Consider the following 25,124-nt stretch of genomic DNA (forward strand, 5'->3'; position numbering starts at 1 on the left):
TCATGGAGTGCCCCCGACCCTAGGTCGCCTCAAGACAGCATGTTGGACATCAGGTGATCATGTTGCGCGGGATCGACGAAGACTGGCCGCGTGTCGATGCAGCCTTGCTCGTATTGCGCCTGCGCCTCATGTGCGAAGGCGACAAGCTCGGGAACAAGCGTGCTCGTATCGTGGATCGTCACCGTGTCGCTGTCGGTGATCATGTTGACCTGGATCAGCACGCTTTCTTCGTAAGCCTCGCCGCCGAGATATTTGGAGTCCGAGAGCGTGCCGGGGTCGACGATATGCGCTTCGTTCAGCGCCGTGTTGCCGCCGAGCGCCGCGCCCTGGGTCGCGCCCTCATGGCCGTTGGCCTGGATCACCTGGTCGGCATCCACCAGCATGTTGACCTGGGTGATGACGTTGACGTCGTAATAGTCGCCGGAAACGTAGAGGACCTGCAGCGTGCCCGATCGGTTGCCGTTCAGGTCCCAGTCCGGGTTGGCCGTCAGGATCGTGTAGCGGTTGTCGAGCGCCTCGAGCAGATTCCAATGCGCTGGCAGCATCGGCTTGAAGCCGGCGCTGTCATAGGTGGTGATGTCGGCGATGTTGGTCAGCTGGTTGAAGCCGGCCGTGACCTCGGCGCTGTCGGCGGCGCTGCCCGTGGCGTAAAGCTTGGCGCTGTCTGAATCGAGCACGATATTGTACTGGAAGATCCAGTCTGCCCGGTGATAGTCGCCGCCGATGATGATGATGTCGTAGCTGTCGAGCCCGTAGACCTTGGCGAGATTGAACTGTTCGTTTCCGCCGCTCTTGACGTCGAAATATGTGCCCTGCTCGGCCTGGACGATCCGGTCGCTGTCGTTGAGATCGTTGAACTGAACGATTGTCTTAACGTCGTAGAAACTCCCCGACATGATGTCGATCGACCAGAGCGGCGTGGCAGCTGCGCCGTTGGGACTGCCGGTCATCACATGGGTGATGAACTCGGCGACGTTGTGCACCTCGTTGCCCGCGGTCAGTGCGCTTGCCGTCAGCGCCCCGTCTATGGCGATGTCGACATGGTCGCTGTCGGTGAGAACATTGATCTGCACGATGCCGCGGCTGAAGTAGGAATCGCCACCGACGATCATCGAGCCCGTGGCCTCGTTGGCGTCGACGATGACGGCGGCATTGACCTGGGTGTTGAGCCCGGTCTCCACGACGACTGCGACCCCGCCGGTCGGTTCGGCGCTGGTCAGCGTCTTGGTGATCTCGTGGCTCGGAGCCTCCTCGACAGGCCGCCAGGGCGCGATCTCCACAATGGTCGGCGCGGGCAGCTCGGCGGAACTCGCGACACCGTCGACGATGCGGCCTTCCGGCGCGTGCTGTGCCGGGCTGCCGTCTGAATTGGGGCTGCCGGTCTCGGACCAGCGGTCGTCGCGCGCTGTGAAGCTCTCGATTGCGCTCTGGGTGTTGCCGCCGCTGATTTCATGCAGGGGCGCGGGTACGGCTTCCTCTGCAGACCGGATCATCGCGGTGAACGTCTCGGAGAGATCCAGCTCGGGCGGCACGACCAGGCTGCCGTCGGAGTAGCGGATATCATCGGAGGTCAGGAGATCGCGGTCGTTCTGATGGTTGGTCTGATGAATGTTGATGAGGGTTTCGATGCCGCCATCCTGATACTGGACGGTGATAAGTCTTTCCGAGCGAATGCTGTAACCGAAAGCGGTCTCGGGGTTTTCGGACGGCTCGAAATGCTTGAGCGGAGGTGGCGCCGGCGGGGGAGCCTTGATCGGCGGTGAAAAAGGCGAAGCCGCCAGTTTGTGGATCGGAGGGGCGGTTTCGGGGAATGAGTCCGGGCGAAAGAAGACGGGCCGTGACAGCTGTTCTTCGTCCGTGAAGCGCGGGGCGCGGTCGCTGTGGGAGCCGCTATGCTCATCGGAAACGATCCGTTGGGGGTCGCCAGAATAGGCATCCTGCTCGCGCACCACATCCTCGAAAGTGCGAAGATAGCCGGCAAAGTGCCAAATTGTCTCAGTGAAGCCACCGGAAGTCATGGCGCACTCCTCCGTGTCGTCCGGCCGGACCGGTCGAGATTGGTTCGGGCGCAGCACCCGTTATCGGGTTTTATTGTCCTAGGGCGGGAAACCGCGCGGGAGCTGGCTCCCGCGCGTTCGTTTCCATGCTCGCTTTGGGGGCGATGTGGCGCTTAGAGCGCGTCGCTGATGTCGCCGCCGACAACCTGCAGATGGTCAATGGAGTTGAACTGGATGTTCGCGCCCATTGCGATGTGCTGGGTGAAGGCTTCCTGGGTCAGCGTGGCGTTAGCTGCCGCGGCGCCGATGCCCGCAAAGCCGCCATCGTCGCCGGTGATGTCGCCGACGTTGGATGTCGCCTCGCCACCCCAGGCTTTGGCAGTCATCGAGAAGTCGCCGACCGCTTCGGGGGAGGAGTAGCAGCAAGCATCGGCAAGTCCACCTGCGCTGTAGCTCACCGAGGCGCCATGGATCGAGTCGTTATCGGCCAGGTTGTTGACCTGATCGATGTTGAAGTTGTTGCCGTTATAGGTCGACTGGTTGACGACATCGGGCATGATGATCGAGTCGGTGATGCACGAGATCTCGTCGATATCGATCGCGTCATTGTCGGCGGGAGCGGTGAGGGCTCCGCTGAGATCGAGATCGACCGTCACGTTGACGACGTTGTCGACCTGGTTCTGGACGTGATTGATGTTCTCGTTGAAGTTCAGGTTGCCGTTGGCATTCAGATTGCCATTGCCGTTGAGATTGAGGTTGCCGTTCTCATTGGCGGAGCTGTTCCAGACGCTGGTATCGACGGCCTGGGCAGCAATCTGGCCGGCGTACTGGCTCTGACCCTGGCTCTGGTTCGAGTTCTGGCCCTGGTCCTGTCCCTGGCCTTGACCCTGTCCCTGGCCTTGACCCTGCCCCTGAAGCTCAGCCTGAGCCTGCAACTGGGCCTGCAGTTCGGCCTGCCCCTGGAGCTGGCCCTGGGTCGGGTCGTCGTGGTTATTGTTCTGTCCAGACATGATGCTCTCCTGAAGAATTGGAAGACATCGCGCATCTGAGCCGGACACATCTCTTCTGGGTTGTGCCAGCCATTTGCGGAAGATGTCGATTGTAAAATGAAGTTTATTGAATTTGAGTCAGTCCTCGTAGAATTAGAAAGGAAGGACTCCTAATGAAAGCGCCCTAAAACGAAGAGCGATCATGCTATGCGCTATGGCATGGCGGGGCCTCCTTGGTTTTGTTTCTATTTTCGTAATACATAAATATAGTAATAAATTTTATTTTAAATCTTCAATAACAAAAATATCGAACCAAATATGACTGAAACATAATTACCACTATAATATCGTTATACGATCGCGCTCAAAATCAAGTAATATAAGTAGACAATTCCAGAATTTATTTAATTTCTGGGTCTTTTTCTTTTCTCTATATAATCGATTTTATTCTATATGGTCACGCACATGTTATTCGCGTTTCCGAATTCGATCGATTACGTCTGTGACCATCCAACGCGGGGGCTATTCCGTCAATGTGTCGAATTATTACCCGGTCTTAACATTTTATTGACTTTTAACGACCCAGCCACAACTGTTCGGGGTGTCGGGAGTTGTCCATGCCCTATGCCGTCAGAATGTATGACGAGCGTGTCGCGTTCCTGTCGCTTGAACGGCTGGTGTGGCCGGACGGACCCGTGTGCCCGCATTGCCGTGAAATGTCGCGGCTGGGCCGGCTCAATGGTCTCAGTACTCCGGTCGGGGCCTGGAAGTGCTATTCCTGCCGCAAGCCCTTTACGGTCCGGCACGGTACGATCTTCCACAACAGCCATGTTCCGTTGCATGTCTGGATGCAGGCGCTGTATCTGATGACCGCGACGGCGCAGCGGGTAAGTTCGCAGCGGCTCGGGCACATCCTCGGTGTTTCCGTGCGGACGGCCTGGCATCTCAAGGTCAAGATTGCCACCGGCCTCGATACTGCGGAGATCGAGCGGGAGAACAGCGGGCTCTGGCGGCCAGAAAGCCAGGTGATCCGATGTCCGGTCGTGGGCGAGTCCGCCGAGGCGCAGCCGGGTTGGGCGACATGCGCGACCCGCTACAGTCGCTTTCTCGCTGTGCTCGAAGGGGTGGCGACGGAAGAGGTCGACAGGAGTTTCATTGAAGCGCTGTATCGGCTGCTGCCTGTTCAGCCGAAGCAGGGCGTCGTGCCAGACGACACTTGCGTCGAACAGCAGCTCGAACTCGGCCTGTTCTCGGAGCCGGGCTGCCAGCTGGATTCCGGCTTTTCGGGGCCAGGAGCTTAGCCGACGGCCCGAGCTTAGCCGACAGCCCGTGCCCGTCTCATGCCGCTCTCGACATGTTCCTCCCAGAGCTCGTCGAGCGTGCTCCGCCGCCGGCTGTCGAGATCAGCCCCCTGATCGGGCGTCTCCGATGCGTCTGCCGCCGCTGATGCTGTCGATCCGAGCGCTTCGAGGAAGGCGAGTGCGCCGAAGGAGCCGGCTGCGAAGGCCGGGTCGCGGCGGCTGCTCAGCAGGCAGATTTCCTCGCCGATCAGCTCCGGCCCGATCCCCGTCAGGGTGTTCAGGACATTCGACTGGACCGAGGCCAGCGCATGCGTGCGCAAGGCGCCGCAGCGGCGCTGGGCGATCAGCGTCACGAACGTAGCCAGGAATCCGATGATCTGTGGTTGCAGCCAGTCGCCGGCATGCGGGACATTGCCTTCGAGCGTCGTCCGGTTGACGAAAGGTTCGAGCGCGGCATAGGCCTCGCGGCGCGCCTGGCGTACTCTGAAGAGATCGAACATCGCGACCTACCGGGTCTGGGCCAACGGCAATGGTGACGGCTATGCGCAGACGAAACCGTGAGCAATCGGTCTTGCCGCCGCGTCCCGATTTCGACGCGCTGGAAGCGGCAGCCCGACGCTCAAGCGAGCAGAGGTTAACTCTGCTGGCCCAGATAGGCGATCTGAATTTCGCCTGGTCCAACAATGAGAGCATGTTCATTTACGTGCTGATGCTGTTGCTGGACACCAGCGAGCCTGCCGCCGCCATAGTGTTCTCCACTCTGAACACCACGCGCGCGCGCCTTGATCTCGTGCAGCGCCTGGCGAAGATAAGTCTTTCCGACAAGGCTTTGCGGGACGAGCTCACGGAGATCGTCAAGGATTTCTCTGACGGCACCAAGCTTCGCAACGACCTGAACCACGCCTCCTTTGTCATCAGCGAAAGCGGCGAGATCACCCATACCCAGAACATGAAACTGGAGGAAAGCAGGGGCAACCTGCGCTTCGGGGTCAGGCGGCCCGTCGACAAGGCCAGGCTCGATGAGATCGCCACGGCAATCGGCAACCTCTATACGCTGAACCGTCGGATCTGGGACTTCATCCCCAGGCTCGAACGCGCCACCGACTGATCTTCTGCTGCATCGGGACAGCGTGTTGCAGCTGTCGGTCCGGCAGGGCTTTCCTGTCAGCCTGCCGTTCCCGGCTTGGCGAGGATGGCGAGGAGATCGGTCTGGGTGATCATTCCCAGCAGGAGGTCGGTCTCGTCGGTGATGACGACGGCGTGGTTTTGCCCATCGGTGAGCGGCGCGATCAGCTCCAACGCAGCCTGGTCGGGCCGCGCCATGCAGGCCGCCGACATGATGTCGGCGATGCGGCTGCCCGGCCTTGTCAGTTCGCGCAGCCCGACCGAGCCGAGAACGCGGTTTTCATGATCGACGACGGGGAGCGTTCGCACCTCATGTTCGAGAAGCAACGTGCGGGCGCGCCCGGGGGCGGCGTTGCGGTCGATCCGGACGATGTCGCGCGACATGATGTCGGCGCAGGACAGCCTGCCATGCGACCGTTCGAGCGCGCGTAATTCGACCCGTCTCAGCAGATGATCGAGATCGGCGCGATCGATGTCGAAGGTCTCGCCGAGATCATCGAGCGCCTTGTCGATGTCATCGTCGTTGAAGCCCACGCGTTTGCGCGACGGCAGGTCGCTCGTGCCATGGGCATTGCCGGGGAGCGCGGTGGCGACGTGCGGATAGGCGTGGCGCGTGAGCTTGTGAAAGCCCCAGCCGAGCAGTGTCAGCACGACGGAATTCAGGCCCACCGGCACGAACGCGAAGGCGTAGCCATAGGCTGCGACGGCAGGACCACCCAATGCGGCGGTGAGGGCGGCTGCGCCGCCAGGCGGGTGCAGGCAGCGCGCCAGCGACATCACGCAGATCGCGAGCGCCACGGCGAGGCCCGCAGCGAGCGTTGGGTCAGGCACGAACCGCGCGACGGCGAGCCCGACCGTCGCGGACAGGATGTTGCCGCCGATAATCGGCCAGGGCTGCGCCAGCGGGCTGGCCGGGACGGCAAACAGCAGCAAGGCGGAGGCGCCCATCGGGGCGACAAGCAGGGGCAAATGCGGGTCGTCGCCGGAGAACCAGGCTGCAGATCAGTCCGGTCGCGCCGACGCCAAGCAGCGCGCCAAGGCAGGCAATCGCGCGATCGCGCAGCGTGGCGCCGGCCAGGATCGGCGCAAAGAATCTGACATACCGCCTTCTTCCGTGCGGTTGTGGTGGATCGATCGGGGCAGGCGTCATGATGTTCCAGCGCAGGGAGCGAAGCGATGCCGAGGTCGCGAGCCCGGCATTGCAAAATGGTGGCCGGCTTCTGTCCGAGAGTGGGGAGCGTCGGCTCGGCCGTTCGGCTTCATGGCCGACCCCAGGGTGAATTTTCAAGGGCCACAGCAAGATCTCAGGTGAAGAAGCGGTTCGCGGGGCGCGGCAGGCCCAGATTCTCGCGCAGGGTCTTCCCGGCATAGTCTCTTCGGAACAGGCCGCGCCGTTGAAGCTCCGGCACCACCTTGTCGACGAAATCATCGAGCCCCTCCGGCAGATAGGGGAACATCACGTTGAAGCCGTCGCTGCCGCGGGCGTCGAGCCACTCCTCCATCGAATCCGCGATCGTCTTGGGAGTGCCGACAAGGGCGAGCCCGCCATAGCCGCCGAGGCGCTGGGCAAGCTGGCGCACGGTCAGCTTCTCGCGCCGCGCCAGTTCGATCGTGCGCTCGCGCCCGCTCTTGCTGGCATTGGTCTCCGGGATGTCGGGCAGCGGTCCGTCGGGGTCGAAGCCCGAGGCGTCGTGGCCGAGCGCGATCGAGAGCGAGGCGATGGCGCTGTCGTAATGCACTAGGCTGTCGAGCAGGGCGCGCTTCTCGCGGGCCTCCTCGACGCTGTCGCCGACTACGACGAGGACGCCGGGCAGGATCTTGAGGTGGTCGGGGTTGCGGCCGATCTGCTTCATCCGTCCCTTCACATCGGCGTAGAAGGCCTGTCCCTCCGGCAGGGTACGATGGGCGGCGAAGACGACTTCGGCCGTCTCCGCTGCAAGCCGGCGGCCCGCTTCCGAGGCCCCGGCCTGGACGATCACTGGCCAGCCCTGTGGTGTCCGGGCAATATTGAGCGGGCCGCGCACCGAGAGGTGCGGCCCCTTGTGATCGAGGACATGCATCTTCGCGGGATCGAAATAGAGCCCGCTGCCGCGGTCGCGCGTGAAAGCGTCGTCGGCGAAGGAATCCCATAGCCCGGTGACGACATCGTAGAACTCGCGCGCCCGGTCGTAGCGCTCGCCATGTTCGGCATGTTCATCGAGGCCGAAATTCAGCGCTGCATCCGGGTTGGAGGTGGTGACGATGTTCCAGCCGGCCCGGCCGCCGCTGATATGGTCGAGCGAGGCGAAGCGCCGGGCAATGTGATAGGGCGCATCGAAGGTCGTCGACGCCGTTGCGACAAGGCCGATATGCTCGGTGACGCTGGCCAGCGCCGAGAGCAGGGTGAAGGGCTCGAACGAGGTCACGGTGTGGCTGCGCTTCAGGGCCTCGACCGGCATGTTCAGCACGGCGAGATGATCGGCCATGAAGAAGGCGTCGAATTTGCCGGCCTCGAGCTTCTGCGCGAAGCGCTTCAGATGGCTGAAATTGAAGTTGGCGTCGGGATAGGCGCCTGGATAGCGCCACGCTCCGGTATGGATGCTGACCGGGCGCATGAAGGCGCCGAGATGAAGCTGGCGTTGGGATGTCATTGGCGCAGCCTGTGCTGGGGCTCGAACCCGGACAGTTAAGGTCGGGCAGCTCGGTATTTCTACCGGGCGCGGAACAAAGCGATATTCCGTGTGCCGCAGGCCATGCGGCGGGATCACCGTTCTCCTTGCAGGCCGCGTGAGGGAATAATTGCCTCACGTCCCGGCATGGGCTCTCTGTGCGCAGATTGCGCAACATGTCTGGAATGATGGAGGGAGGCTGTCTGGCAAGAATCTAGCGCCCTATGCCGCCCTATTTGTGGTCGATATTATCGTATTGCGATAATAATATTCATATCAGGTTCTGGGTTCGCGTTCTCGCGTCTCTTCTGCCATCGCCGGAAGGAGTGCATATGGAGCGGTCGCAGCGCTTTAGCTGACGCCCGGCCATGCCGTGACTCGGAAAAGGCGATGTGGGCCGAGCTCGATGCGACTGTGCGCCCACAGCGCTGTTAGTGGCGTGAAACGCGGGCCTCACTGATCCAGCAATAATTGACAATTATCTCATTAAATGAGAGTAACGATGAAAATCACGCTTGGCCAAGTCGAGCGATAAAAATGATCGTGTTCTCAGGGAGGTGCATCATGAATCTCAGACTGGCCGCTCTCGCGTTGGGGTCTCTTGCGCTGTCGGCGCAGGCGTCACAGGCGCAATTCAGCGATAACGTTCTGCGCATCGGCGTGCTCAACGACCAGGCCGGCATCTATGCGGATATGGCGGGGCCGGGCTCCGTCGTTGCCGCGCAGATCGCGGTTGACGAATTCGGCGGCAAGATCGGCAATGTGCCGATCGAGATCATTCGCGGCGACCACCAGAACAAGCCCGATATCGGCCTGAACATCGCGCGCAAATGGCTGGATGCCGATGGCGTCGACATGATCGCCGACATTCCCAATTCATCGATCTCGCTGGCGATCTCCGCTCTGGTCAAGGACAAGAACAAGGTCGCGGTGATCACGACCTCGAACAGCAACCGTCTGACAGCCGATTCCTGTACGCCCAACCATGTCCATTGGACGCTCGACAATTACAGTCTGGCCAGGAGCACCGGCTCGGCCGTCGTGAAGTCCGGCGGCAAGAACTGGTTCTTCCTCACCGCCGATTATGCCTTCGGGCATGACATGGAACGCGAGGCCGGCGATTTCGTGAAGCAGGCCGGGGGCTCCGTGGTCGGGGCGGTCAGGCACCCGCTGAGTTCGTCGGACTTCTCGTCCTATCTGCTGCAGGCGCAAAGCTCGAAGGCCAATGTCATCGCACTCGCCAATTCCGGCAGCGATTTCACCAATTCGATCAAGCAGGCCGCCGAGTTCGGCATCACGCAGAGCGGTCAGAGCCTGGCCGGTCTGGCCGTCTATCTGACCGACGTGAAGTCGCTGGGGCTTGAGAGCGGCAAGGGCATTTATCTCAGCGAGCCGTTCTACTGGGACCTCAACGACCAGACCCGCAGCTTCGCCAAGAAATTCGGCGAGCGTCATGGCGGGGCCATGCCGACCTCGTTCCAGGCCGGCGTCTATTCGGGCGTACTGCATTACCTGAAGGCGGTCGCTGCCGTTGGCAACGATACCGACGGGCGCGCCATCGTCGCCAAGATGAAGGAACTGCCGACCGAGGATCTTGCGTTCGGGAAGGGCTCCGTGCGCATCGACGGCCGCAAGCTGCACCCGATGTACCTGTTCCGCGTCAAGTCGCCGGCGCAGTCGAAGGCTCCCTGGGACCTCTACGAGAAGGTCGGCGAAACCGCAGCGGCCGAGGCCTTCAAGCCGCTCGACAGCGCCTGCAATCTTGTCGGCAAGTAAGCCTTAGCGAGCGGATCGCGGCCGCGAAAATGCGGCCGCGCGCCATCTCCGCCCGCGCCATCTCCGCCAATGAGATGAGACCGAAAATCCTCGCGAAGGCCTCCTGCCCGTGGATGGTCTTCCCGGCCCAGCCGGTCACGACATCACCGTCCAGTCGCTGAGTATCTGCGCCGGTGTGCGCTCGCTTGGCCGAGACTTTCCCGTACCGCCTGAACCCATTGAGCGAGAACGTCATGATCGTCGAAGAGCGCATCTACGTGCTGCACACCGAGGTCAATATCAAAGAATACTTCCGCATCTACGAGAGCGAGGGCTTGCCCGTTCAGCGCGAGATCCTCGGCGGCTTCCTCGGCTATTTCACCACCGAGATCGGGACGCAGAACCAGCTCGTCCATCTCTGGGCTTATTCCGACCTGGAAGATCGCCGCAAGCGCCGCGCTTTGCTCGCCGAGCAGCCGGCCTGGCAGGGGTGCCTCGCCAAGATCCGCCCGATGATCCGGACGATGGAAAACCGCATCCTGCTTCCGACGTCGTTCTCGCCCTTGCCCAGCTCGGTGTTCGGCGGCGCACGCTGAGACTGTCGGCGGCGGGCTGCGGGCTCGCCAAACGGGACGATCATGGCCCAACCAGGGCCGACTTGATGGAGAAAAACCATGAGCTCGCTGAAAGACAAGGTCGCACTGATCACCGGCGCCGGAACCGGAATCGGCGCTGTTGCTGCCGGGTTATTCGCGCGCAAAGGCGCCCGTGTGGTCGTCGCCGAGATCAACGCGGAGCAGGGCAGGGCGGTCGTCGAGCAGATCAGGGCCGAGGGTTTCGAGGCTGAATTCGTGCAGACCGACGTCACGGACGCAGAAAGCGTCCAGCGCTGCATCGCGAAGGCAGTGGCGACATTCGGCAAGCTCGACGTCATCTACAACAATGCCGGCGGCTCCAGCATGCGCGACGGCGACGTGACGCGCGTGGAGGTTGATGAATTCTGGCGGGCGATCAAGCTCGATCTCTTCGGCACCTGGCTCGTCTGCCATTACGGCATTCCCGAGATCATCAAGGCGGGCGGTGGCGCTGTCGTCAACGCGACGTCGGTGGTCGCATTGATGGGCTGGCCCGGCAAGGACGCCTATACGGCGGCAAAGGGCGCCATTACGGCCCTGACACGCTCGATGGCGGTGGAGTTCGCGCCGCATCATGTGCGTGTCAACGCGGTCGCGCCGGGCACGACGCGCACGCCTCGCGTTGTCGCACAGCTTGCTCAGCTGGAGACGACGCAGAAGCTGACGGCAGCCCATCTGCTGGGCATGGTCGAGCCGCTCGACGTTGCCAATGCGGCGCTCTTCCTCGCCTCCGACGCCTCGGCCCGGACCACGGGCCACATTCTTGCGGTTGATAGCGGGCTTTCGATTTCCTGAGCCGGCCTGCCGAAGGAGCCTGATGATGTATCCCAATGCGAATGCGATCCGCAGGGTCGCGGTCGTCGGCGCCGGCACGATCGGGGCCAGCTGGGTGACCTATTTCCTTGCCCGGGGGTTGGACGTGGTCGTTGCCGAGCCGATGGCGGAAGCGCGTGACCGGCTGCGCCCGGCGATCGAGCGAAACTGGATCGCGCTCGGAGCTGCCGGGCTGGTCGATCCCACGGGATCGGCCGAGCGGCTGGTCGTGCTCGAGGACGTCGCCGCGCTTGCCGGCCTCCGGATCGACTTCGTCCAGGAGAACGCGCGCGAGCAGCTCGATCTGAAGCAGGCGACCCTGCGCTCGCTCGATCATGTTCTCGCGCCCGAGGTGATCATTGCGTCCAGCACATCGGGGCTCAAGGCCTCCGATCTGCAGGAGGGCTGCCTCCATCCCGAGCGCATTCTCGTCGGCCATCCGATGAACCCGCCGCACCTGATCCCGCTCGTCGAGATTGTCGGCGGCCGGCAGACCGCCCCCGAGGCCGTCCAGGCGGCGGTTGCCTTCTATGCCGCCATCGGCAAGCGGCCCGTTGTCCTGAACAAGGAGGTCATCGGCCATCTGGCGACACGCCTTACCGTGGCGCTCTGGCGCGAGGCGGCGTTTCTCGTCCAGAATGGCGTGGCCTCGGCCGAGGATGTCGATGCTGCCGTCACGCATGGGCTCGGCCTGCGGCTGGCAGTGGCCGGTCCTCATCTGAGCTATCATATGGGTGGCGGGGAGGCCGGTCTCGCCGGCTTTTTCGCCTGGGCTCGTGGGCCTCTTGCGGAATGGTGCGCCGATCTCGGCGCCCCCGGGATCACGCCGGAACTCGAGGCGACCCTGGTCGAGAGTGTGAACGCCGCAACAAGGGGCAGGAGCGTCGCGGAGCTGGCGCTGCGCCGCGACGAGGCGCTCGCGACCGTGCTCAGGCACCTCCATGCGCCCACGCCAAAAAGCCCGTAAAGCCGATATCGATAATTGCCAACTATATCGTATTATGCGACAAGTGTCTAAATGAGAGCGCGCCCTGACGCCGCTCCAGCAACGAACGGCAGAGCTTCAGCGGCCGTCAGGAGGATATCGATGGACTTGCGACCAGTTCCTCGCGCTTGTTGCCCGGTTTTTGCCGAGGGCCGTGCATATCGGTCGGGCGCTGCAGGGCAGGCCGGAGCATGCTGATCCATGTCCTCAACGGGCTCGTCTATGGCGGGCTGCTTTACCTTGTCGCCGTCGGACTCGTGTTGATCTTCGGGTTGCGGCAGGTGGTGAACTTCGCCCATGGCAGCTTGTTCATGCTCGGCGCCTATGTCGCGTATGCCACGATCGCGATTGCCGGCTTCTGGATCGGCCTGCTGGCCGCCGCGATCGTGCTCGCCCTGCTCGGCCTGCTGCTCGACCGCACCGTGTTCCGGCAGCTTCAGGATCAGGATCCGATCGTCACGGTCCTCGTCACCTTCGGCTTGCTCCTCGTGCTGGAGGATTTCGTCCGCACCGTCTGGGGGCGGGATAACCTGACCGTGGCCGTTCCCCAGCTGTTGCAGGGTACCGTCGATATCGCCGGGGCCAGTTTCCCGATCTACCGGCTCTTCGTCATCGCGGCGGCAGCTGTGATCGGGGCCGGCCTGACGATCTGGCTGAAGACCAGCCGGGTCGGGCTCTATGTCCGCGCCTTCGCCGCCGACCCTGTCACCACCGGCATGCAGGGCGTCGACACCGAGCGGGTCAGCGCCTCCGTCGTTGCTGTCGGCGCAGGCCTGGCGGGCCTGTCGGGCGCGATCGCCTCGCCGCTATTGGCCTTGTCGCCCGCGATGGGCGGTTCGATCCTGATCGAGAGCTTCATCGTGGTGGTGGTGGGCGGCTTCGGCAGCTTTTCGGGCGCCTTCGTCGCGGCGCTGGTGATTGGCCAGCTCCAGAATTTCGGCATCGTCTTCGTGCCCTCGATCGCCTCCATGGTGCCGTTCCTGCTGATGATGGCCATCCTGATCTACCGGCCGGAAGGCCTTGCGGGGAAGGCATCATGACCTCGCTCCCCGAAAAGCTGATCGGCGCGGCAGCCCCGCGCCCGCTCGACGCGCAGCGCTCGAAGTTGCCCTTGCTGCTGGCGCTGGTCGTTGCTGTCGGCGGATGCGTCTTCCCCTTCGTCGTGACCTCGACCTTGACCCTGTCGCTGCTGACGCAAGCGCTGATTGGCGCGATGCTGGCCACCGGCGTCGGCTTCCTGGTGCGCCAGAACGGCATGGTCAGCTTCGGCCATGCCCTGTTCTACGGGTTGGGCGGCTATATTCTCGGGGTTCTGGTTTCGCGCGGCATCGTTCCGATCGAACTCGCATTGATCCTCGCCATCGTTGTGCCGACGGTGCTGGCTTTCGTGCTCGGCCTCGTCATCACGCGTATCCCCGGCGTTGCCTTCGGCATGCTGACGCTCGCCTGCGCTCAGGCCTTCTATGAACTCGCGCTCAAGGTCCGCGGCCTCGCCAATGGCGATGACGGCCTCGCCGTCACCTTTCCGGCGCGCATCTTCGGCGTCCCGGTCAGCCTGTTGCAGGACCCGCATTCGATGTTCGTCATCTGCTGGGTCGTGCTGATGATCGCGCTCGGCAGCCTCTGGCTGCTGATGCGCAGCCATTACGGCCTGCTGACCTTCGCCATCAAGGCAAACGAGGAACGCGCCCGCTTCATCGGCTACGAGACGCTGGTGCCGCGTGCCGCGATCTACGCGATCTCGGCCCTGCTTGCCGCGACGGCCGGCGTGCTCGCGACCTTCTACAACGCCTTCATCTCGCCCGACATGCTGCACTGGACCCTGTCCGGCTCGGCCCTGATCATGGCGATCATCGGCGGCACCAAGGCTGTCTGGGGGCCGGCGCTCGGCGCCGTGGTGTTCTTCTTCATCAAGGAGATCGCCGGCGATGCCACCGAACATTGGCCGGCCGTCATCGGCGGCATCCTCATCGTCGTCACCGTCTTCGTGCCGATCGGCCTGAGCGGACTGCTGGTGCGCGTGTTCTCCGGGAGGCGCGCATGAACGCGACGTCATCGCAGCCCTTCGCGTTGCAGGGCCTTGATCTCAGCCGGGTCTATGGCGGCTTCCGGGCGCTGGACGGGGTCGCAATCTCCGTTCCCAAGGGCGAGGTCCGCGGAATCATCGGCCCCAACGGCGCCGGCAAGTCGACCCTGATGGATGTGCTGTCCGGCCGTGCCGCGAGTTGGGGCGGAACCGTGCGCCTCGGCGGTCGTGATATCGGCGCCCTCTCGCCGCGCGAACGCCGGCAGGCCGGTCTCGCGCGGTCCTTCCAGAAGACCAACGTCTTCGCGGAGCTGACGATCGACGAGCAGATCCGTCTGGCTGCCCGCAGCGTCGAGATCGACAACAGCGCCGAGGTTCTGGACAAGCTCGAACTGACCGCGCTCCGGAGCCGCCTAGCTGCCGACATCTCCTATGGCGACCGGCGCCGTCTCGATCTGGCGCTTGCGCTTGTCGGGCGACCTCAGGTGCTGCTGCTGGACGAACCCGCAGCCGGTCTGACGGTCGAGGAATCGCTGGCGATGGCCCGGCTGCTGCGAGACCTTGCGCTCGAGTGGCAAGTGACCGTGCTGCTCGTCGAGCACGACATGGAGGTCGTGTTCGGCATCTCGAACAGGATCACGGTGCTTCATCTCGGCAAGGTGCTGGCAGAGGGCACGCCTGACGAAATCCGCAGCAATCCGGTCGTCGTCTCGGCCTATCTGGGGAGTTCGGTGGAATGAGCCTGCTCGCGTTCCGCGACGTCGATTCCTTTTACGGCCGGGCCCAGGTCCTGCGCGGCGTCAGCTTCGAGATCGGGGCCGGCGAGCGTGTCGCCATCCTCGGCCGCAACGGCGTCGGCAAGACGACGGTCGTCAACACCTTCCTGGGCATCGCTTCGCTCGGCAAGGGCGAGATCACCCTGGCGGGCAAGCCGTCCGGCCGCATCCGCAACTACACGGCGGCGCGTGCCGGGATCTCGGTCGTGCCGCAGGGGCGGCGGATCATCGGGGCGCTCAGCGTGAAGGAGAATCTGGTTCTGGGTTCCGCCGTCGACCGCAAGGGCTCCTGGACGCTGGAGCGGGTCTTCAACCTGTTCCCGATCCTGCGCGAACGGCAGGACACGTCCGGCACCGCGCTCAGCGGCGGCCAGCAGCAGATGCTCGCGATCGGCCGGGCGCTGATGGCCAATCCGGCCTTGCTTGTCCTCGATGAGCCGAGCGAGGGGCTGGCGCCCGTCATCATCGACGAGCTCGCCGACGTCTTCGTGCGCCTCGCCGGGGAGGGCACCAGCCTGCTCCTGATCGAGCAGCATATCAGCCTCGTACGCCGCGTGGCGCAGACCTACCACATGCTCTCGAAGGGCGCGGTGGTGGAAAGCGGCACGCTCGCCGAACTGACCGACGAACAACTGAAGCGGCACGTCGCCGTCTAAAACCAATCGACAGGGAGAGAATCATGAAGCGGACTCGGAAGACTGCAACAGCCGCACTCGCGGGCATGCTGACGATGGCGGCCGGCTCAGCACTGGCGCAGGAGCCGCTGAAGATCGGCGTGCCCACCGCCCTGACCGGCACCTATGCCGACCTCGGCAACCAGGCCAAGCGCGCCATCGAGTTCGCCGCGCAGCAGGCCAATGCCGCCGGCGGCATTGCCGGCCACAAGGTCGAGGTCGAATATCTCGACACCGAGGCCAAGCCCGATCTGGCGCGGCGGCAGGCCGAGAAGCTCGCCCTTCAGGGCAACAAGGTGCTGATCGGGGCCGTCGCCTCGGGCGAGGCGCTGGCGATCGCGCCGCTCCTGGCCCGTTGGGATGCGCTCTACGTCGCCACCATCAACAAGAGCGACAAGATGACGGGCGACAGCTGCACGGCCCGCATGTTCCGCGTCAACAATGCCGATTCCTCCGACGCAGCGACAGCGACGCCCTGGCTCAAGGAGCGCAAGGAGACGGAATGGGCTGTGATGGCCGCCGACATCGCCTGGGGCCGCGACGTCGCCGCCAGCTTCGCCAAATCCACCGAAAGCCAGGGCAAGAAGGTCGTCTCGGAGAACTTCTCGCCGCTCGGCACCAACGATTTCGCGACCTATATCCAGAAGATCAAGAATGCCGGCGCCAAGGGTGTCTATGTCGCGCTTGCAGGCCGTGACGCGGTCAATTTCGCGACGCAGGCCAAGCAATACGGCCTGCTGGATTCGGCGACCGTGGCCGGCGTCAGCTTCGTGACCGACAACACCGTCGCCTCGATCGGCGAAGCCGCCAAGGGCATTTCGGGGATCATCAACTACTCCTCGACGCTCGACACGCCCGCCAACAAGGAGTTCGTCGCGGCCTGGGAGAAGTATTATCCCGGCACGACGCCCTCCAATTTCGAGGGTGACACCTATGTCGGCATGCAGGTGATCTTCCAGGCCGTGAAGGCGACGGGCAGCGTCAAGGCGGCCGATCTCGCCAAGGCGATCCCCGGGCGCAGCTACGACACGATCCTGGGCAATGTGCTCCTGCGCAAGGAGGACAACCAGCTCGTGCGTCCCAATTATTTCGGCATCGTCGAGCAGAATGGCGGCAAGCTGCGTCCCGTGATCAAGATGTCGGTTCCCGCCGAAATCGCCACGGTCGCGCCGAGCCCGGCCTGCAAGCTCTGAGCGGCATTTTCCCACAGGAGCAGGACATGTCGTCCGAGTTGTTTTCTCTGCAAGGCCGCGTCGCACTGGTGACAGGTGCGGCGCGTGGCATCGGCTGGAAGATCGCGCAATCGGTCGCCTCGGCCGGTGCGCATGTGGTCGTCAACGACCTGGACGAAGGTGCGGTCGCCGCCCGGGCGACCGAGCTGCGAGAGGCCGGGTTCTCGGCCTCTCATGCAGCCTTCGATGTCACCGACGAGGCGGGGGTGAATGCCGGTGTCGCTGGCATCGTTGCCGACCGCGGGGCCGTGGATATCCTAGTGAACAACGCCGGTATTCAGCGGCGCAAGATGTTCCACGAGTTCAGCTATGCCGAATGGCGCGCTGTGATCGACACCCATCTCAACGGTTCGTTCCTGGTCACGCGGGCCGTCGTGCCCGGCATGATCGAGCGGAAGTTCGGGCGGATCATCATGCTCGGATCGATCGCGGTGCAGCAGCCCAAACAGGCCTTGTCCGCCTATGCGGCGGCCAAGGGCGGGCTGACCTCGCTCGTGCGGGCGCTTGCGGTCGAGCTGGGGCAGCACGGCATCACCGCCAATGCGCTGGCGCCGGGCTTCATCGCGACCGAATTCACGCGCGCGTTGCAGGACGACGAGGTCTTCACGCGCAACATGCTGGCGCGTGTGCCCTCAGGCCGCTGGGGCGAACCCGGCGATCTGGCTCCGGCGGTCATCTACCTGGCTTCGCCGGCCGGTGCCTTCGTCAACGGCAGCATCCTGACTGTGGATGGCGGTTTCCTCGCCGCCGGCTAGAGCATCGGCCCGAAAAGTGGAATGCGGTTTTCGGGAAAATTCGATGCTGTAGGGATCAGGCGATCGCCTTTTCCTTGGGTTCCTTGAGGGCGCGCGCCTTTCGCGGGCGCGCCGCTCGCCCGGCGCCGGCCGAGCCCGCCTCCGACCGCTTGGCGATGTCGTCCGTGATAGCGGCGGCGAGCGCAACGATCTCCGCCGTGTAGGGCGCGTCGGGATTGGCGTCGTAGCGCTGTTCGGGGATGATCAGGACCGCGCTGCCGAGCACCCTCTGCTCCGCATCGAAGATCGGCGCGCTGATGCCGATGAGCCCTTCGAACACCTCGGCGCGCGAGACGCAGAAGCCGGCCCGGCGCAGCCGCGTCATGCGGGAGCGGAAATCCTCCCAATCCTCGCCGAGTCCGGCCTCGCGGATGCGTTCGCTGTGCCAGAGCATCATGCTGCGCAGCTGGTAGGGGGTCAGGTTGGCGAGAATGATCTTCGCCATCGCGCCGCGGAACATCGGCATCGGCCGGCCGCGCTCGTAGATTTCCTCGACGCTGTGGTCCGGCCAGGCGAGATCGGCGCACATCACCTTGTCGCCGTAGAAGCTGCACAGCATGATGTTGATGTTGAGCCGGACGCTCGCGGCCCGGATGAGCGGGCTGGCGCTGCTCAGCAGCGGGTCCATCTTGCGGACGAGCCGGTCGAGCTCGATGATGCGCGGACCCAGCACATAGCTTCCCCCCGCCGCAGGGGCGAGCAGGCCGCGATGGCAGAGGGACTGGATGTAGCGATAGGCAGTCGCCTTCGAAGCACCTGTCGCCTGGACGGCGTGATCGAGCTGGATGCTCATCAGGTTTTCGTCGAAGAGATCGAGGATGGTCAACATCCTGTCGAGGCTGCTCATCGGTTCTCCTGGCGCCTGGCTTCGTCGCGACAGCGGCGGCAGGCGCGGTTCTGATCGGTTTCGGCGCTCAATCTACATGGCCCATCCGGCAAATGGAACGACCGCCGTCTCCTCGGGCACGCTGTCTGACCGGGGAGTTCGGGAACGGCTGAGGGCTTGCCCCGAACTCTCCGGCTCGTTCAGTTTCAGGCGCAGTTTCAGGCGCGCCTGTAGCCTTCCAGCGTCGAATCATCGACGTCGGGCAGGTTGACGACGATGTTCTCCGGTGTCCTGGCCGTGAGCCAGACGAGGTCTTCCGTCACGCTCATATTCACCTCGACATGAGGCATATGCGGCGGGACGAAGACGAAGTCGCCTTCGGTCATCGTGACATGCTCGGCATAGTTCTCGCCGAAATAGATCCGGCCCGTGCCCTGGAGGACGTAACCGCCCGTCTCGGCCTCGCCGTGATGATGGGGCAGCGACCGGTAGCCCGGCTCGTTGCTGACCTTGCCGAACCAGATCTTCTGCGCCGGCGTGTGCTGCGGGCTGACGCCGGAGATGCGCACGGCCCCGCCGGACTGGCCGGTACTCCGGTTCTCCTGGCCCTTGCGGGTCACGATCGGCTTCACATCCGTCATTGGTGTCTCCTTTGAGCGGGTTCGGCCATTCCGGCGATGACCCGCCGCGTTCCTCGATGCTGTGCATGAGTCCGGCGCCCTGCGGCACCGTCAAAAGCTTGCCGGTCGCGCTCGAGGGTTGACGATCTCATGTGCGTTCATTAATCTCATAATTCAATAAAAACGACAAGTCTAAAGTCGCAATACCGTCTGACAGGGAGCAGGGCGCCTTATGGGTAATGGCGATGCAATGAGCCGGATCGCGCCCCGGTCGGACGCTTGTTCAGTCGTGCTGGATGTCATCGACCTTTGCAGCGCGCCAGTACCGGTGCTCCCGCGCCTCGGCTGAAGGCAGCGCGCCTTCCAGCCCGTGCAGGCGCGGTCGATACCCCAGTTCAGGAACCGGATTCCAAACATGCTCCAGCCCTCGGCCCTCGTCATCGGCGCCAATGGCATCGTCGGCAGCAACATGCTGGCGATGCTCTGTGCCGGGACGGATTGGACCGTGCACGCGGTTGCTCGCTCGCATCCGCCGTCAGACGACCGGGTGCGGCGAATCGCGGTGGATCTGCAGGACGAGGCGGCGAGCCGGATTGCGCTCGCTGCGCTCGGTCCCATCGACTACGTCTTCTTCGCGGCATTGGCGACCGGCAGGACGCCGGCCGCGCAGGTCGGGCCGAATCTGGCGCTCCTGCGCAACGCTGTTTCACCGCTGATCGGGCGCGGATCAGGTCTGCGTCATGTCTGCGTCGTGCAGGGCACCAAATGGTATGGCAGTCATCTCGGCCCCTATCACACGCCGGCCAGGGAAGGCGATGCCCGGCATGACGGCCCCAATTTCTACTACGATCAGCGCGACTGGCTGAGCGCCGCCCAGGCCGGAAGCGACTGGAGCTTCTCGACGCTGCGGCCGCATTTCATCAGCGGCTTCAATGTCGGCAACCCCCACAACATGATGGCTGCGGTCGGCGCATACGCTGCCATCAAGCGCGAACTCGGCGATGCCCTGGATTTCCCGGGCACGCCGGCCTGTTTCCAGACGCTGTCCATGGCCACCGATGTATCCCTGCTCAACCGGGCGATGCTGTGGGCCGCGACCACGGCCGAATGCGCCAACCAGGACTTCAACATCAGCAATGGCGACTATTTCCGCTGGCGGGACCTCTGGCCGGCCATCGCCGGCAGCTTCGGCATGCCCTCGGGCGTCGTGAAGCCTGTGCGGCTCGCGACCTACATGGCCGACAAGGGCGCGGTCTGGGACGCCATCGTGCGGCGCCATAGCCTTCGCTCCACGCCGCTCGACAAGGTGGTCGACTGGAACTGGGCCGATTTTCTGTTTCGGGGCGATTGGGACGACATGTCCTCCACCATCAAGGCGCGGCGCTACGGCTTCGATGACTGCGTCGACACCCAGGACGACATGCTGACGGCGCTGGCGCGCTATCGTGAGGAACGTGTCCTTCCATGAGCCCCGGCAGCAAGCCCCCCATCGCCATCAACCAAAGGCCAAGGACATGAAAGCCCCCTATGATCTCAGCGGCATGCGCATTCTCCTGACCGGAGCGGCGGGCGGAATTGGCTCGGCCACGGCGCGGCTCTGCGCGTCGCTCGGCGCCGAAATGATCCTCACAGATGTCGTCGAGGATGCGGCCCTGCTGGCCGAGCTACGCCAGGACGGACGCAATCACGTCTTCGAAACTTGCGATGTGCGCTCGCGCGCCGAGGTGGAGACGTTCTGCACCCGCAATTTCCCGCTCGACGCGCTGATCCTGAATGCCGGTATCTTCCCCAAGGAGGATTGGCTTGGCGACGACTGGCATGAGCAGTTCCGCGAGGCCATGGATGTGAACGTCGCCGGCCCGGCCAATTTCGTGCGCGCGACGCTCGCGCATATGAAAGGACGAGGCGCCGGGCGCATCGTCCTGCTCGGCTCGATCGCTGCCCATACCGGCGGAACCCACGCCCATTCGCCGATGCATTACGGCGCGTCGAAAGGCGCGGTCCACACCTTCGTGCGCTGGCTCGCCCGGCGCGCGGCTCCCGAGGTTCTGGTCAATGCTGTCGCCCCGGGCTCGACCCAGACTCGCATGGTCGCGATGGCAAGCCCCGACGCGCTCAAGGGCATGCCGATCCCGCGCTTCGGTCGGCCGGAGGAAATCGCCTGGCCGCTGGCGTTCCTGTGTTCCCCGGGCGCGAGTTTCATGTGCGGCGCGATCGTCGACGTCAATGGCGGCGCATTCATGGGCTGAACGCCCGGATTTATGAGGATTTAGAGATGCTTTTGTCGAACAAGGTCGCGGTCGTCACCGGCGGCGGCAATGTAAAATCGATCGGTTTCGCGGCAGCGCGGATGTTCGCGGCCCACGGCGCCAAGGTTGCCATACTGGATGTCGACCAAAGCGCGCTCGACGAGGCTGCGGCCCAGATCCGCGAGAACGTCCTGGCGCTGAAGGTCGATGTCAGGTCGCAGGATGCCTGCCGGGAGGCCGCGCAGCGCATCAAGACACAATGGGGCCAGGTCGACGTCCTCCTGAACAATGCCGGTGTCGTGCAGACGCGCCGCATCGCGCAGGTCACACCTGAGGACTACGACTTCGTGCTGGACGTCAATCTGCGCGGAGCTCTTCAGGTCTCGCAGGAAATCCTGCCGCTGATGGGGGCGGGTGGATCGATCATGTTCATCGCCTCGATCGCGGCACAGCGCGGCGGCGGACTGATGGGCGGGCCCCATTATGCCGCTTCGAAGGGCGGCATCCTTGCTCTCGCCAAGTCGATGGCGCGCGAGTTGGGGCCTGCGGGTATCCGCGTGAACGCCGTCAATCCCGGCGTCGTCGACACCGCAATGACCGAGAACGGCTACAGTCCCGAATTGAGGGCGAGCGTCACGGCAACCATTCCGCTGGGTCGCTTCGGAGTTCCCGACGATATCGCATCCGCCTGCCTGTTCCTGGCCTCGGACATGTCGAGCTACATCACCGGAGCCTCAATCGACGTCAATGGCGGGCAGCACATCCATTGAGGCTGTTTCAGCCGCTCCGTCCTGAGGCGGAGCGGCCGAAAAATATTGAACCGGGGCGGATTTCCCATCCGCTCCGTTGCTGTCACTCGTGGACCGAGCGGTTCTGGATGATCAGCACGGCGATGACCGTCAGGGCGCAGCAGACCATCAGATAGGCCGCGACCAGCGTCGGCTTACCGTCCGCCGCAGCGACCAGGGCCGATGCGATCAGAGGCGTCGGCCCCGCCACGAGCACGCCATTGAGCTCCCGCGACATGGCAAGGCCGGAGAAGCGATAGCGTGTCGGGAACAGGTTGGAGAGGAAGGCGCCTTGCGCGCCGGCCATGGCCCCGAAGCCGATGCCATATCCCAGGCTCATCCCGAACGCGGCCCAGTAGATGCTGCCGGTGTCGAGCATCATGAACAGCGGGTAGGACAACAGGAAGACGAAGGCGGCACCGCCGATATAGACCTTGGCGCTGCCGATGCGATCCGCCAGAAGCCCCATCAGCGGCACGCCGATGATGCCGCAAAGCGACGCGAAGGTCACGGCGATCAGGCTGTCGGGCCGGGTCATGCCTACCGTGTTCGTCATGTAGCTGATCGAGAACGCGCTGAGGATATAGGCGTTGGCGTTGTGGCCGGTGACAGACAGGAAGCCGAACAGCACCTCTTTGGGGCTTTCGCGCATCAGTTCCTTGAGGGGAACCTTCTGCTCATGCTTGGTCTCCTGGGCGCGCGACATCGCCGCGACATATTCCGGCGTCTCGTCGAGATGCTTGCGGATGTAGAGCGCGACGATGAACAGCACGCCCGACACCAGGAACGGGATGCGCCAGGCCCAGCCGAGCAGCGTTTCCTCGGGAAGATAGGAAATGCCGAGGAAGGCCGCTGTCGCGAGCATGATACCGACCAGCGTCGCCGCGTTGGGCAGCGAAGTGTAGAAGGCGCGGCGTCCAGGCGGCGCGTATTCCGCAACGAGGACGATCGCACCGGCCAGCTCGGCGCCAGCGCCGAAGCCCTGAAGCAGGCGCATCAGCACGAGCAGGATCGGAGCCAGCGCGCCGACCTGCGCATAGGTAGGCAGCAGGCCCATGCCGACCGTCGCCAGGCCCATCAGGGCGATGGTCAGGATCAGCGCCGGCTTGCGGCCGATCTTGTCGCCGATATGGGAGATGACGATGCCGCCGAGCGGACGGATGAAATAGCCGACCGCGAAGGTGGCGAAGGCGGCCAGGACGCCGCTGAGCGGCGACAGCGTCGGGAAGAACAGCTTGTTGATGATCAGCCCGGAGGCCGCGCCGTAAAGGGCGTAGTCATACCATTCGATCACCGTTCCCACGGTCGCGGCCGCAACGGCCTTGCGGACGTTTGCGGTCTTCGCGGCCTGCAGGCCGGCCTTGTCGGCAACGTTCAGCATATCGTCTTCATTCCCATAGAATTCCGGTCTGGCCGACCGGTCACATGATGCCGGTCTTGTTGAAGATCTCGACGGTCGTCTCCCCGGCCAGGATCATGTCCCGCACGCTGTCCTCGCCTTGCACCTTGGCGAAGGCAGCTGCCAGAATCTCCTGTTCGCGGGCCGCCGGAACGACCACGACACCGTCGATATCGCCCACGACAAGGTCGCCGCTGTTGACGCGGCAGCCGTTCCGGAAGGCGATCGGGCAGCGATAGTCGATGACGCGGCCACGCACACGCTGGTCCTGCGCATAGCTGCCGGCCGAAAAAACAGGGAACTGAAGTTCGAGGATTTCGCGGGTGTCGCGATGATAGCCGTCGAGAACCGCGCCGGTCGCGCCCAGCGAACGGGCGCGCGTGCTCATCAGGCCGCCCCACAGGGCATAGGTCGGGGAGGAGCCGGTGCAGATATAGATCTCGCCGGGCTTCAGGTCGTCGAGGGCCTCGAACATCAGGCCGAAGGGCTCGGCCTTGCTGCGGCTGCCGGCATCCACGGCACAATCGGCCTCCTGCACGGTCATGGCCCGGCCGGCGATGACGGTGCCGGGAACCAGCGCCCGAATTTCCGGCGGCAGGAACTGCTGGGTGAGCCCGATCACATCCATCACGTCGCCGAGCACGGCGGTATAGAGCTGCGAACGGATTTGCTCGAACAGGGCCGCGTCGGGCCCGGCGATCGTGTTGGTCATCGGATTGTCCTTAGTTGGTCTGGGGGCCACGCCTGAGGCGGCCCAGGGCGGAATCGAAATGGGTGGCCATGTGCCGTCTTGCGCCGGCGGCATCGCCGGCGATCACAGCGGCGGCCGTGTTGCGGTGAACGGCGAGGATGACATCCCATTCCGCGTCGGTGCGGGCATATGCCAGCCCGGTCCGCGTGGATTCGCGGGCGACGTCGGCAATCCCCGACAGCATCGACGACAGCAGGATGTTGCGGGTTGCTACTGCCAGCGTGCGATGGAACAGCACGTCGATCGGCGAGAAGCGCGAGACGTCGCCATGGGCCTCGACCATCAGGTCGGCGAGATCGCGCAGGGTGGCGGCCTCGTCCTCGGTGCGGTTCAGGGCCGCGAGCTCGGCTGCGACCTCTTCCAGCCCCCGGCGCACATCCAGAACCTGGATCATCGAGACCTGGCGCGTGGCGAGGCCATGGGTGAACAGGTCGGCGAAGGAGCCCTTCGTTAGCGGCAGGACTTTCGGGCCCCGGCCACTGGTGATGGCGATGAGCCCACGGCCCGCCAGCGCATTCGTCGCCTCGCGCACCGCCGGACGGCCGACGCCGAAACGGCGGGCCAGCTCGCTCTCGCTCGGCAGATCGTCGCCGGGCGCGAGCTGCCCATCGGCGATCAGTTGCACGATGTAGCTCGCGACCTGATCCGAGATTTTAATCTGCCGGATCTGATCGAGGCTGGGCACGGGTTCGTTCATCCGGGCAATCAAGCCCGGTGAAGCTTACCTGTCAACCTGTAATA

24 protein-coding genes and 1 pseudogene are annotated in these 25,124 nt (G+C 64.0%); 15 read left to right on the forward strand and 10 right to left on the reverse strand.

What is annotated here, in order from left to right; genetic code table 11:
* Positions 1–29: 29 nt before the first annotated feature.
* Positions 30–2,018: a hypothetical protein gene (locus C4S73_RS00660; protein ID WP_103870555.1), complete on the reverse strand. Its 1,989-nt coding sequence runs from the start codon at positions 2,016–2,018 to the stop codon at positions 30–32.
* Between the two features lie 152 nt (positions 2,019–2,170).
* Positions 2,171–3,007: a hypothetical protein gene (locus tag C4S73_RS00665; protein WP_103870556.1), complete on the reverse strand. Its 837-nt coding sequence runs from the start codon at positions 3,005–3,007 to the stop codon at positions 2,171–2,173.
* 596 nt (positions 3,008–3,603) lie between these two features.
* Between C4S73_RS00665 and C4S73_RS00670 the strand changes: the two genes are divergently transcribed.
* Positions 3,604–4,287: a transposase gene (locus C4S73_RS00670; protein ID WP_103870557.1), complete on the forward strand. Its 684-nt coding sequence runs from the start codon at positions 3,604–3,606 to the stop codon at positions 4,285–4,287.
* A gap of 14 nt (positions 4,288–4,301) precedes the next feature.
* On the opposite strand, the gene C4S73_RS00675 is transcribed toward C4S73_RS00670, so the two are convergent.
* On the reverse strand, positions 4,302–4,787 hold the full coding sequence (locus C4S73_RS00675) for a hypothetical protein (RefSeq protein WP_103870558.1): 486 nt from the start codon (positions 4,785–4,787) through the stop codon (positions 4,302–4,304).
* A 41-nt stretch (positions 4,788–4,828) separates the two neighbouring features.
* Here C4S73_RS00675 and C4S73_RS00680 point away from each other — a divergent pair, with 41 nt between their 5' ends.
* The gene (locus tag C4S73_RS00680) at positions 4,829–5,395 is read left to right on the forward strand and encodes a hypothetical protein (protein ID WP_103871203.1); all 567 of its coding nucleotides are present in this window, start codon (positions 4,829–4,831) and stop codon (positions 5,393–5,395) included.
* 56 nt (positions 5,396–5,451) lie between these two features.
* Here C4S73_RS00680 and C4S73_RS00685 read toward each other — a convergent pair.
* Together C4S73_RS00685 and C4S73_RS00690 are read right to left on the reverse strand one after the other, a co-directional pair.
* Positions 5,452–6,562: pseudogene (locus C4S73_RS00685) on the reverse strand (HPP family protein).
* Positions 6,563–6,716: 154 nt separating this feature from the next.
* A complete protein-coding gene (locus C4S73_RS00690; RefSeq protein ID WP_103870559.1) occupies positions 6,717–8,042 on the reverse strand; it encodes an LLM class flavin-dependent oxidoreductase in 1,326 nt (441 codons plus the stop codon).
* Positions 8,043–8,624: 582 nt separating this feature from the next.
* Between C4S73_RS00690 and C4S73_RS00695 the strand changes: the two genes are divergently transcribed.
* The 10 genes from C4S73_RS00695 to C4S73_RS00740 all read left to right on the forward strand — a co-directional run bounded on the left by C4S73_RS00695 (position 8,625) and on the right by C4S73_RS00740 (position 17,711).
* Complete coding sequence (locus tag C4S73_RS00695; protein ID WP_103870560.1) at positions 8,625–9,836, forward strand: ABC transporter substrate-binding protein; 1,212 nt, start codon at positions 8,625–8,627, stop codon at positions 9,834–9,836.
* A gap of 185 nt (positions 9,837–10,021) precedes the next feature.
* Positions 10,022–10,411, forward strand: a complete 390-nt coding sequence (locus C4S73_RS00700; protein ID WP_244595384.1) for an NIPSNAP family protein — start codon at positions 10,022–10,024, stop codon at positions 10,409–10,411.
* Positions 10,412–10,489: 78 nt separating this feature from the next.
* On the forward strand, positions 10,490–11,245 hold the full coding sequence (locus C4S73_RS00705) for an SDR family NAD(P)-dependent oxidoreductase (protein ID WP_103870561.1): 756 nt from the start codon (positions 10,490–10,492) through the stop codon (positions 11,243–11,245).
* Between the two features lie 25 nt (positions 11,246–11,270).
* On the forward strand, positions 11,271–12,230 hold the full coding sequence (locus C4S73_RS00710) for a 3-hydroxyacyl-CoA dehydrogenase NAD-binding domain-containing protein (protein ID WP_103871205.1): 960 nt from the start codon (positions 11,271–11,273) through the stop codon (positions 12,228–12,230).
* 209 nt (positions 12,231–12,439) lie between these two features.
* Entirely contained in the window at positions 12,440–13,288 is an 849-nt protein-coding gene (locus tag C4S73_RS00715; RefSeq protein ID WP_103870562.1) for a branched-chain amino acid ABC transporter permease, read from the forward strand.
* Positions 13,285–14,292, forward strand: a complete 1,008-nt coding sequence (locus tag C4S73_RS00720) for a branched-chain amino acid ABC transporter permease (RefSeq protein ID WP_103870563.1) — start codon at positions 13,285–13,287, stop codon at positions 14,290–14,292. Before C4S73_RS00715 ends, C4S73_RS00720 begins: the two co-directional genes overlap by 4 nt.
* On the forward strand, positions 14,289–15,014 hold the full coding sequence (locus C4S73_RS00725; RefSeq protein ID WP_103870564.1) for an ABC transporter ATP-binding protein: 726 nt from the start codon (positions 14,289–14,291) through the stop codon (positions 15,012–15,014). The genes C4S73_RS00720 and C4S73_RS00725 overlap by 4 nt, the downstream gene beginning before the upstream one ends.
* On the forward strand, positions 15,011–15,706 hold the full coding sequence (locus C4S73_RS00730; RefSeq protein WP_103870565.1) for an ABC transporter ATP-binding protein: 696 nt from the start codon (positions 15,011–15,013) through the stop codon (positions 15,704–15,706). The genes C4S73_RS00725 and C4S73_RS00730 overlap by 4 nt, the downstream gene beginning before the upstream one ends.
* 23 nt (positions 15,707–15,729) lie before the next feature.
* Complete coding sequence (locus tag C4S73_RS00735) at positions 15,730–16,917, forward strand: ABC transporter substrate-binding protein (RefSeq protein ID WP_103870566.1); 1,188 nt, start codon at positions 15,730–15,732, stop codon at positions 16,915–16,917.
* A gap of 26 nt (positions 16,918–16,943) precedes the next feature.
* Positions 16,944–17,711 carry an SDR family NAD(P)-dependent oxidoreductase gene (locus C4S73_RS00740; protein WP_103870567.1) on the forward strand — a complete coding sequence of 256 codons (768 nt, stop codon included), beginning with the start codon at positions 16,944–16,946 and terminating at the stop codon, positions 17,709–17,711.
* Between the two features lie 55 nt (positions 17,712–17,766).
* Here the strand turns inward: C4S73_RS00740 and C4S73_RS00745 are convergent, their stop codons facing one another.
* Complete coding sequence (locus C4S73_RS00745) at positions 17,767–18,597, reverse strand: IclR family transcriptional regulator (protein WP_103870568.1); 831 nt, start codon at positions 18,595–18,597, stop codon at positions 17,767–17,769.
* Positions 18,598–18,794: 197 nt separating this feature from the next.
* The gene (locus C4S73_RS00750; RefSeq protein ID WP_103870569.1) at positions 18,795–19,217 is read right to left on the reverse strand and encodes a cupin domain-containing protein; all 423 of its coding nucleotides are present in this window, start codon (positions 19,215–19,217) and stop codon (positions 18,795–18,797) included.
* 394 nt (positions 19,218–19,611) lie between these two features.
* Here C4S73_RS00750 and C4S73_RS00755 point away from each other — a divergent pair, with 394 nt between their 5' ends.
* The 3 genes from C4S73_RS00755 to C4S73_RS00765 are packed head-to-tail and all read left to right on the forward strand — an operon-like array spanning position 19,612 to position 22,215.
* Positions 19,612–20,664, forward strand: coding sequence for an SDR family oxidoreductase (locus tag C4S73_RS00755; RefSeq protein WP_103870570.1), 1,053 nt, complete (start codon positions 19,612–19,614; stop codon positions 20,662–20,664).
* Positions 20,665–20,710: 46 nt separating this feature from the next.
* Positions 20,711–21,445: an SDR family NAD(P)-dependent oxidoreductase gene (locus tag C4S73_RS00760; protein WP_103870571.1), complete on the forward strand. Its 735-nt coding sequence runs from the start codon at positions 20,711–20,713 to the stop codon at positions 21,443–21,445.
* 26 nt (positions 21,446–21,471) lie between these two features.
* On the forward strand, positions 21,472–22,215 hold the full coding sequence (locus tag C4S73_RS00765; protein WP_103870572.1) for an SDR family NAD(P)-dependent oxidoreductase: 744 nt from the start codon (positions 21,472–21,474) through the stop codon (positions 22,213–22,215).
* 82 nt (positions 22,216–22,297) lie between these two features.
* Here C4S73_RS00765 and C4S73_RS00770 read toward each other — a convergent pair whose 3' ends face one another.
* Genes C4S73_RS00770 through C4S73_RS00780 form a run of 3 tightly spaced genes read right to left on the reverse strand, consistent with a single transcriptional unit; the run spans position 22,298 to position 25,068 of the window.
* A complete protein-coding gene (locus C4S73_RS00770) occupies positions 22,298–23,614 on the reverse strand; it encodes an MFS transporter (protein ID WP_103870573.1) in 1,317 nt (438 codons plus the stop codon).
* Positions 23,615–23,654: 40 nt separating this feature from the next.
* The gene (locus C4S73_RS00775; protein WP_103870574.1) at positions 23,655–24,344 is read right to left on the reverse strand and encodes an RraA family protein; all 690 of its coding nucleotides are present in this window, start codon (positions 24,342–24,344) and stop codon (positions 23,655–23,657) included.
* Between the two features lie 10 nt (positions 24,345–24,354).
* On the reverse strand, positions 24,355–25,068 hold the full coding sequence (locus C4S73_RS00780) for a FadR/GntR family transcriptional regulator (protein WP_160115632.1): 714 nt from the start codon (positions 25,066–25,068) through the stop codon (positions 24,355–24,357).
* Positions 25,069–25,124 lie beyond the last annotated feature (56 nt).

Source organism: Allobosea lathyri (assembly GCF_900108245.1).
Taxonomy (GTDB): domain Bacteria; phylum Pseudomonadota; class Alphaproteobacteria; order Rhizobiales; family Beijerinckiaceae; genus Allobosea; species Allobosea lathyri.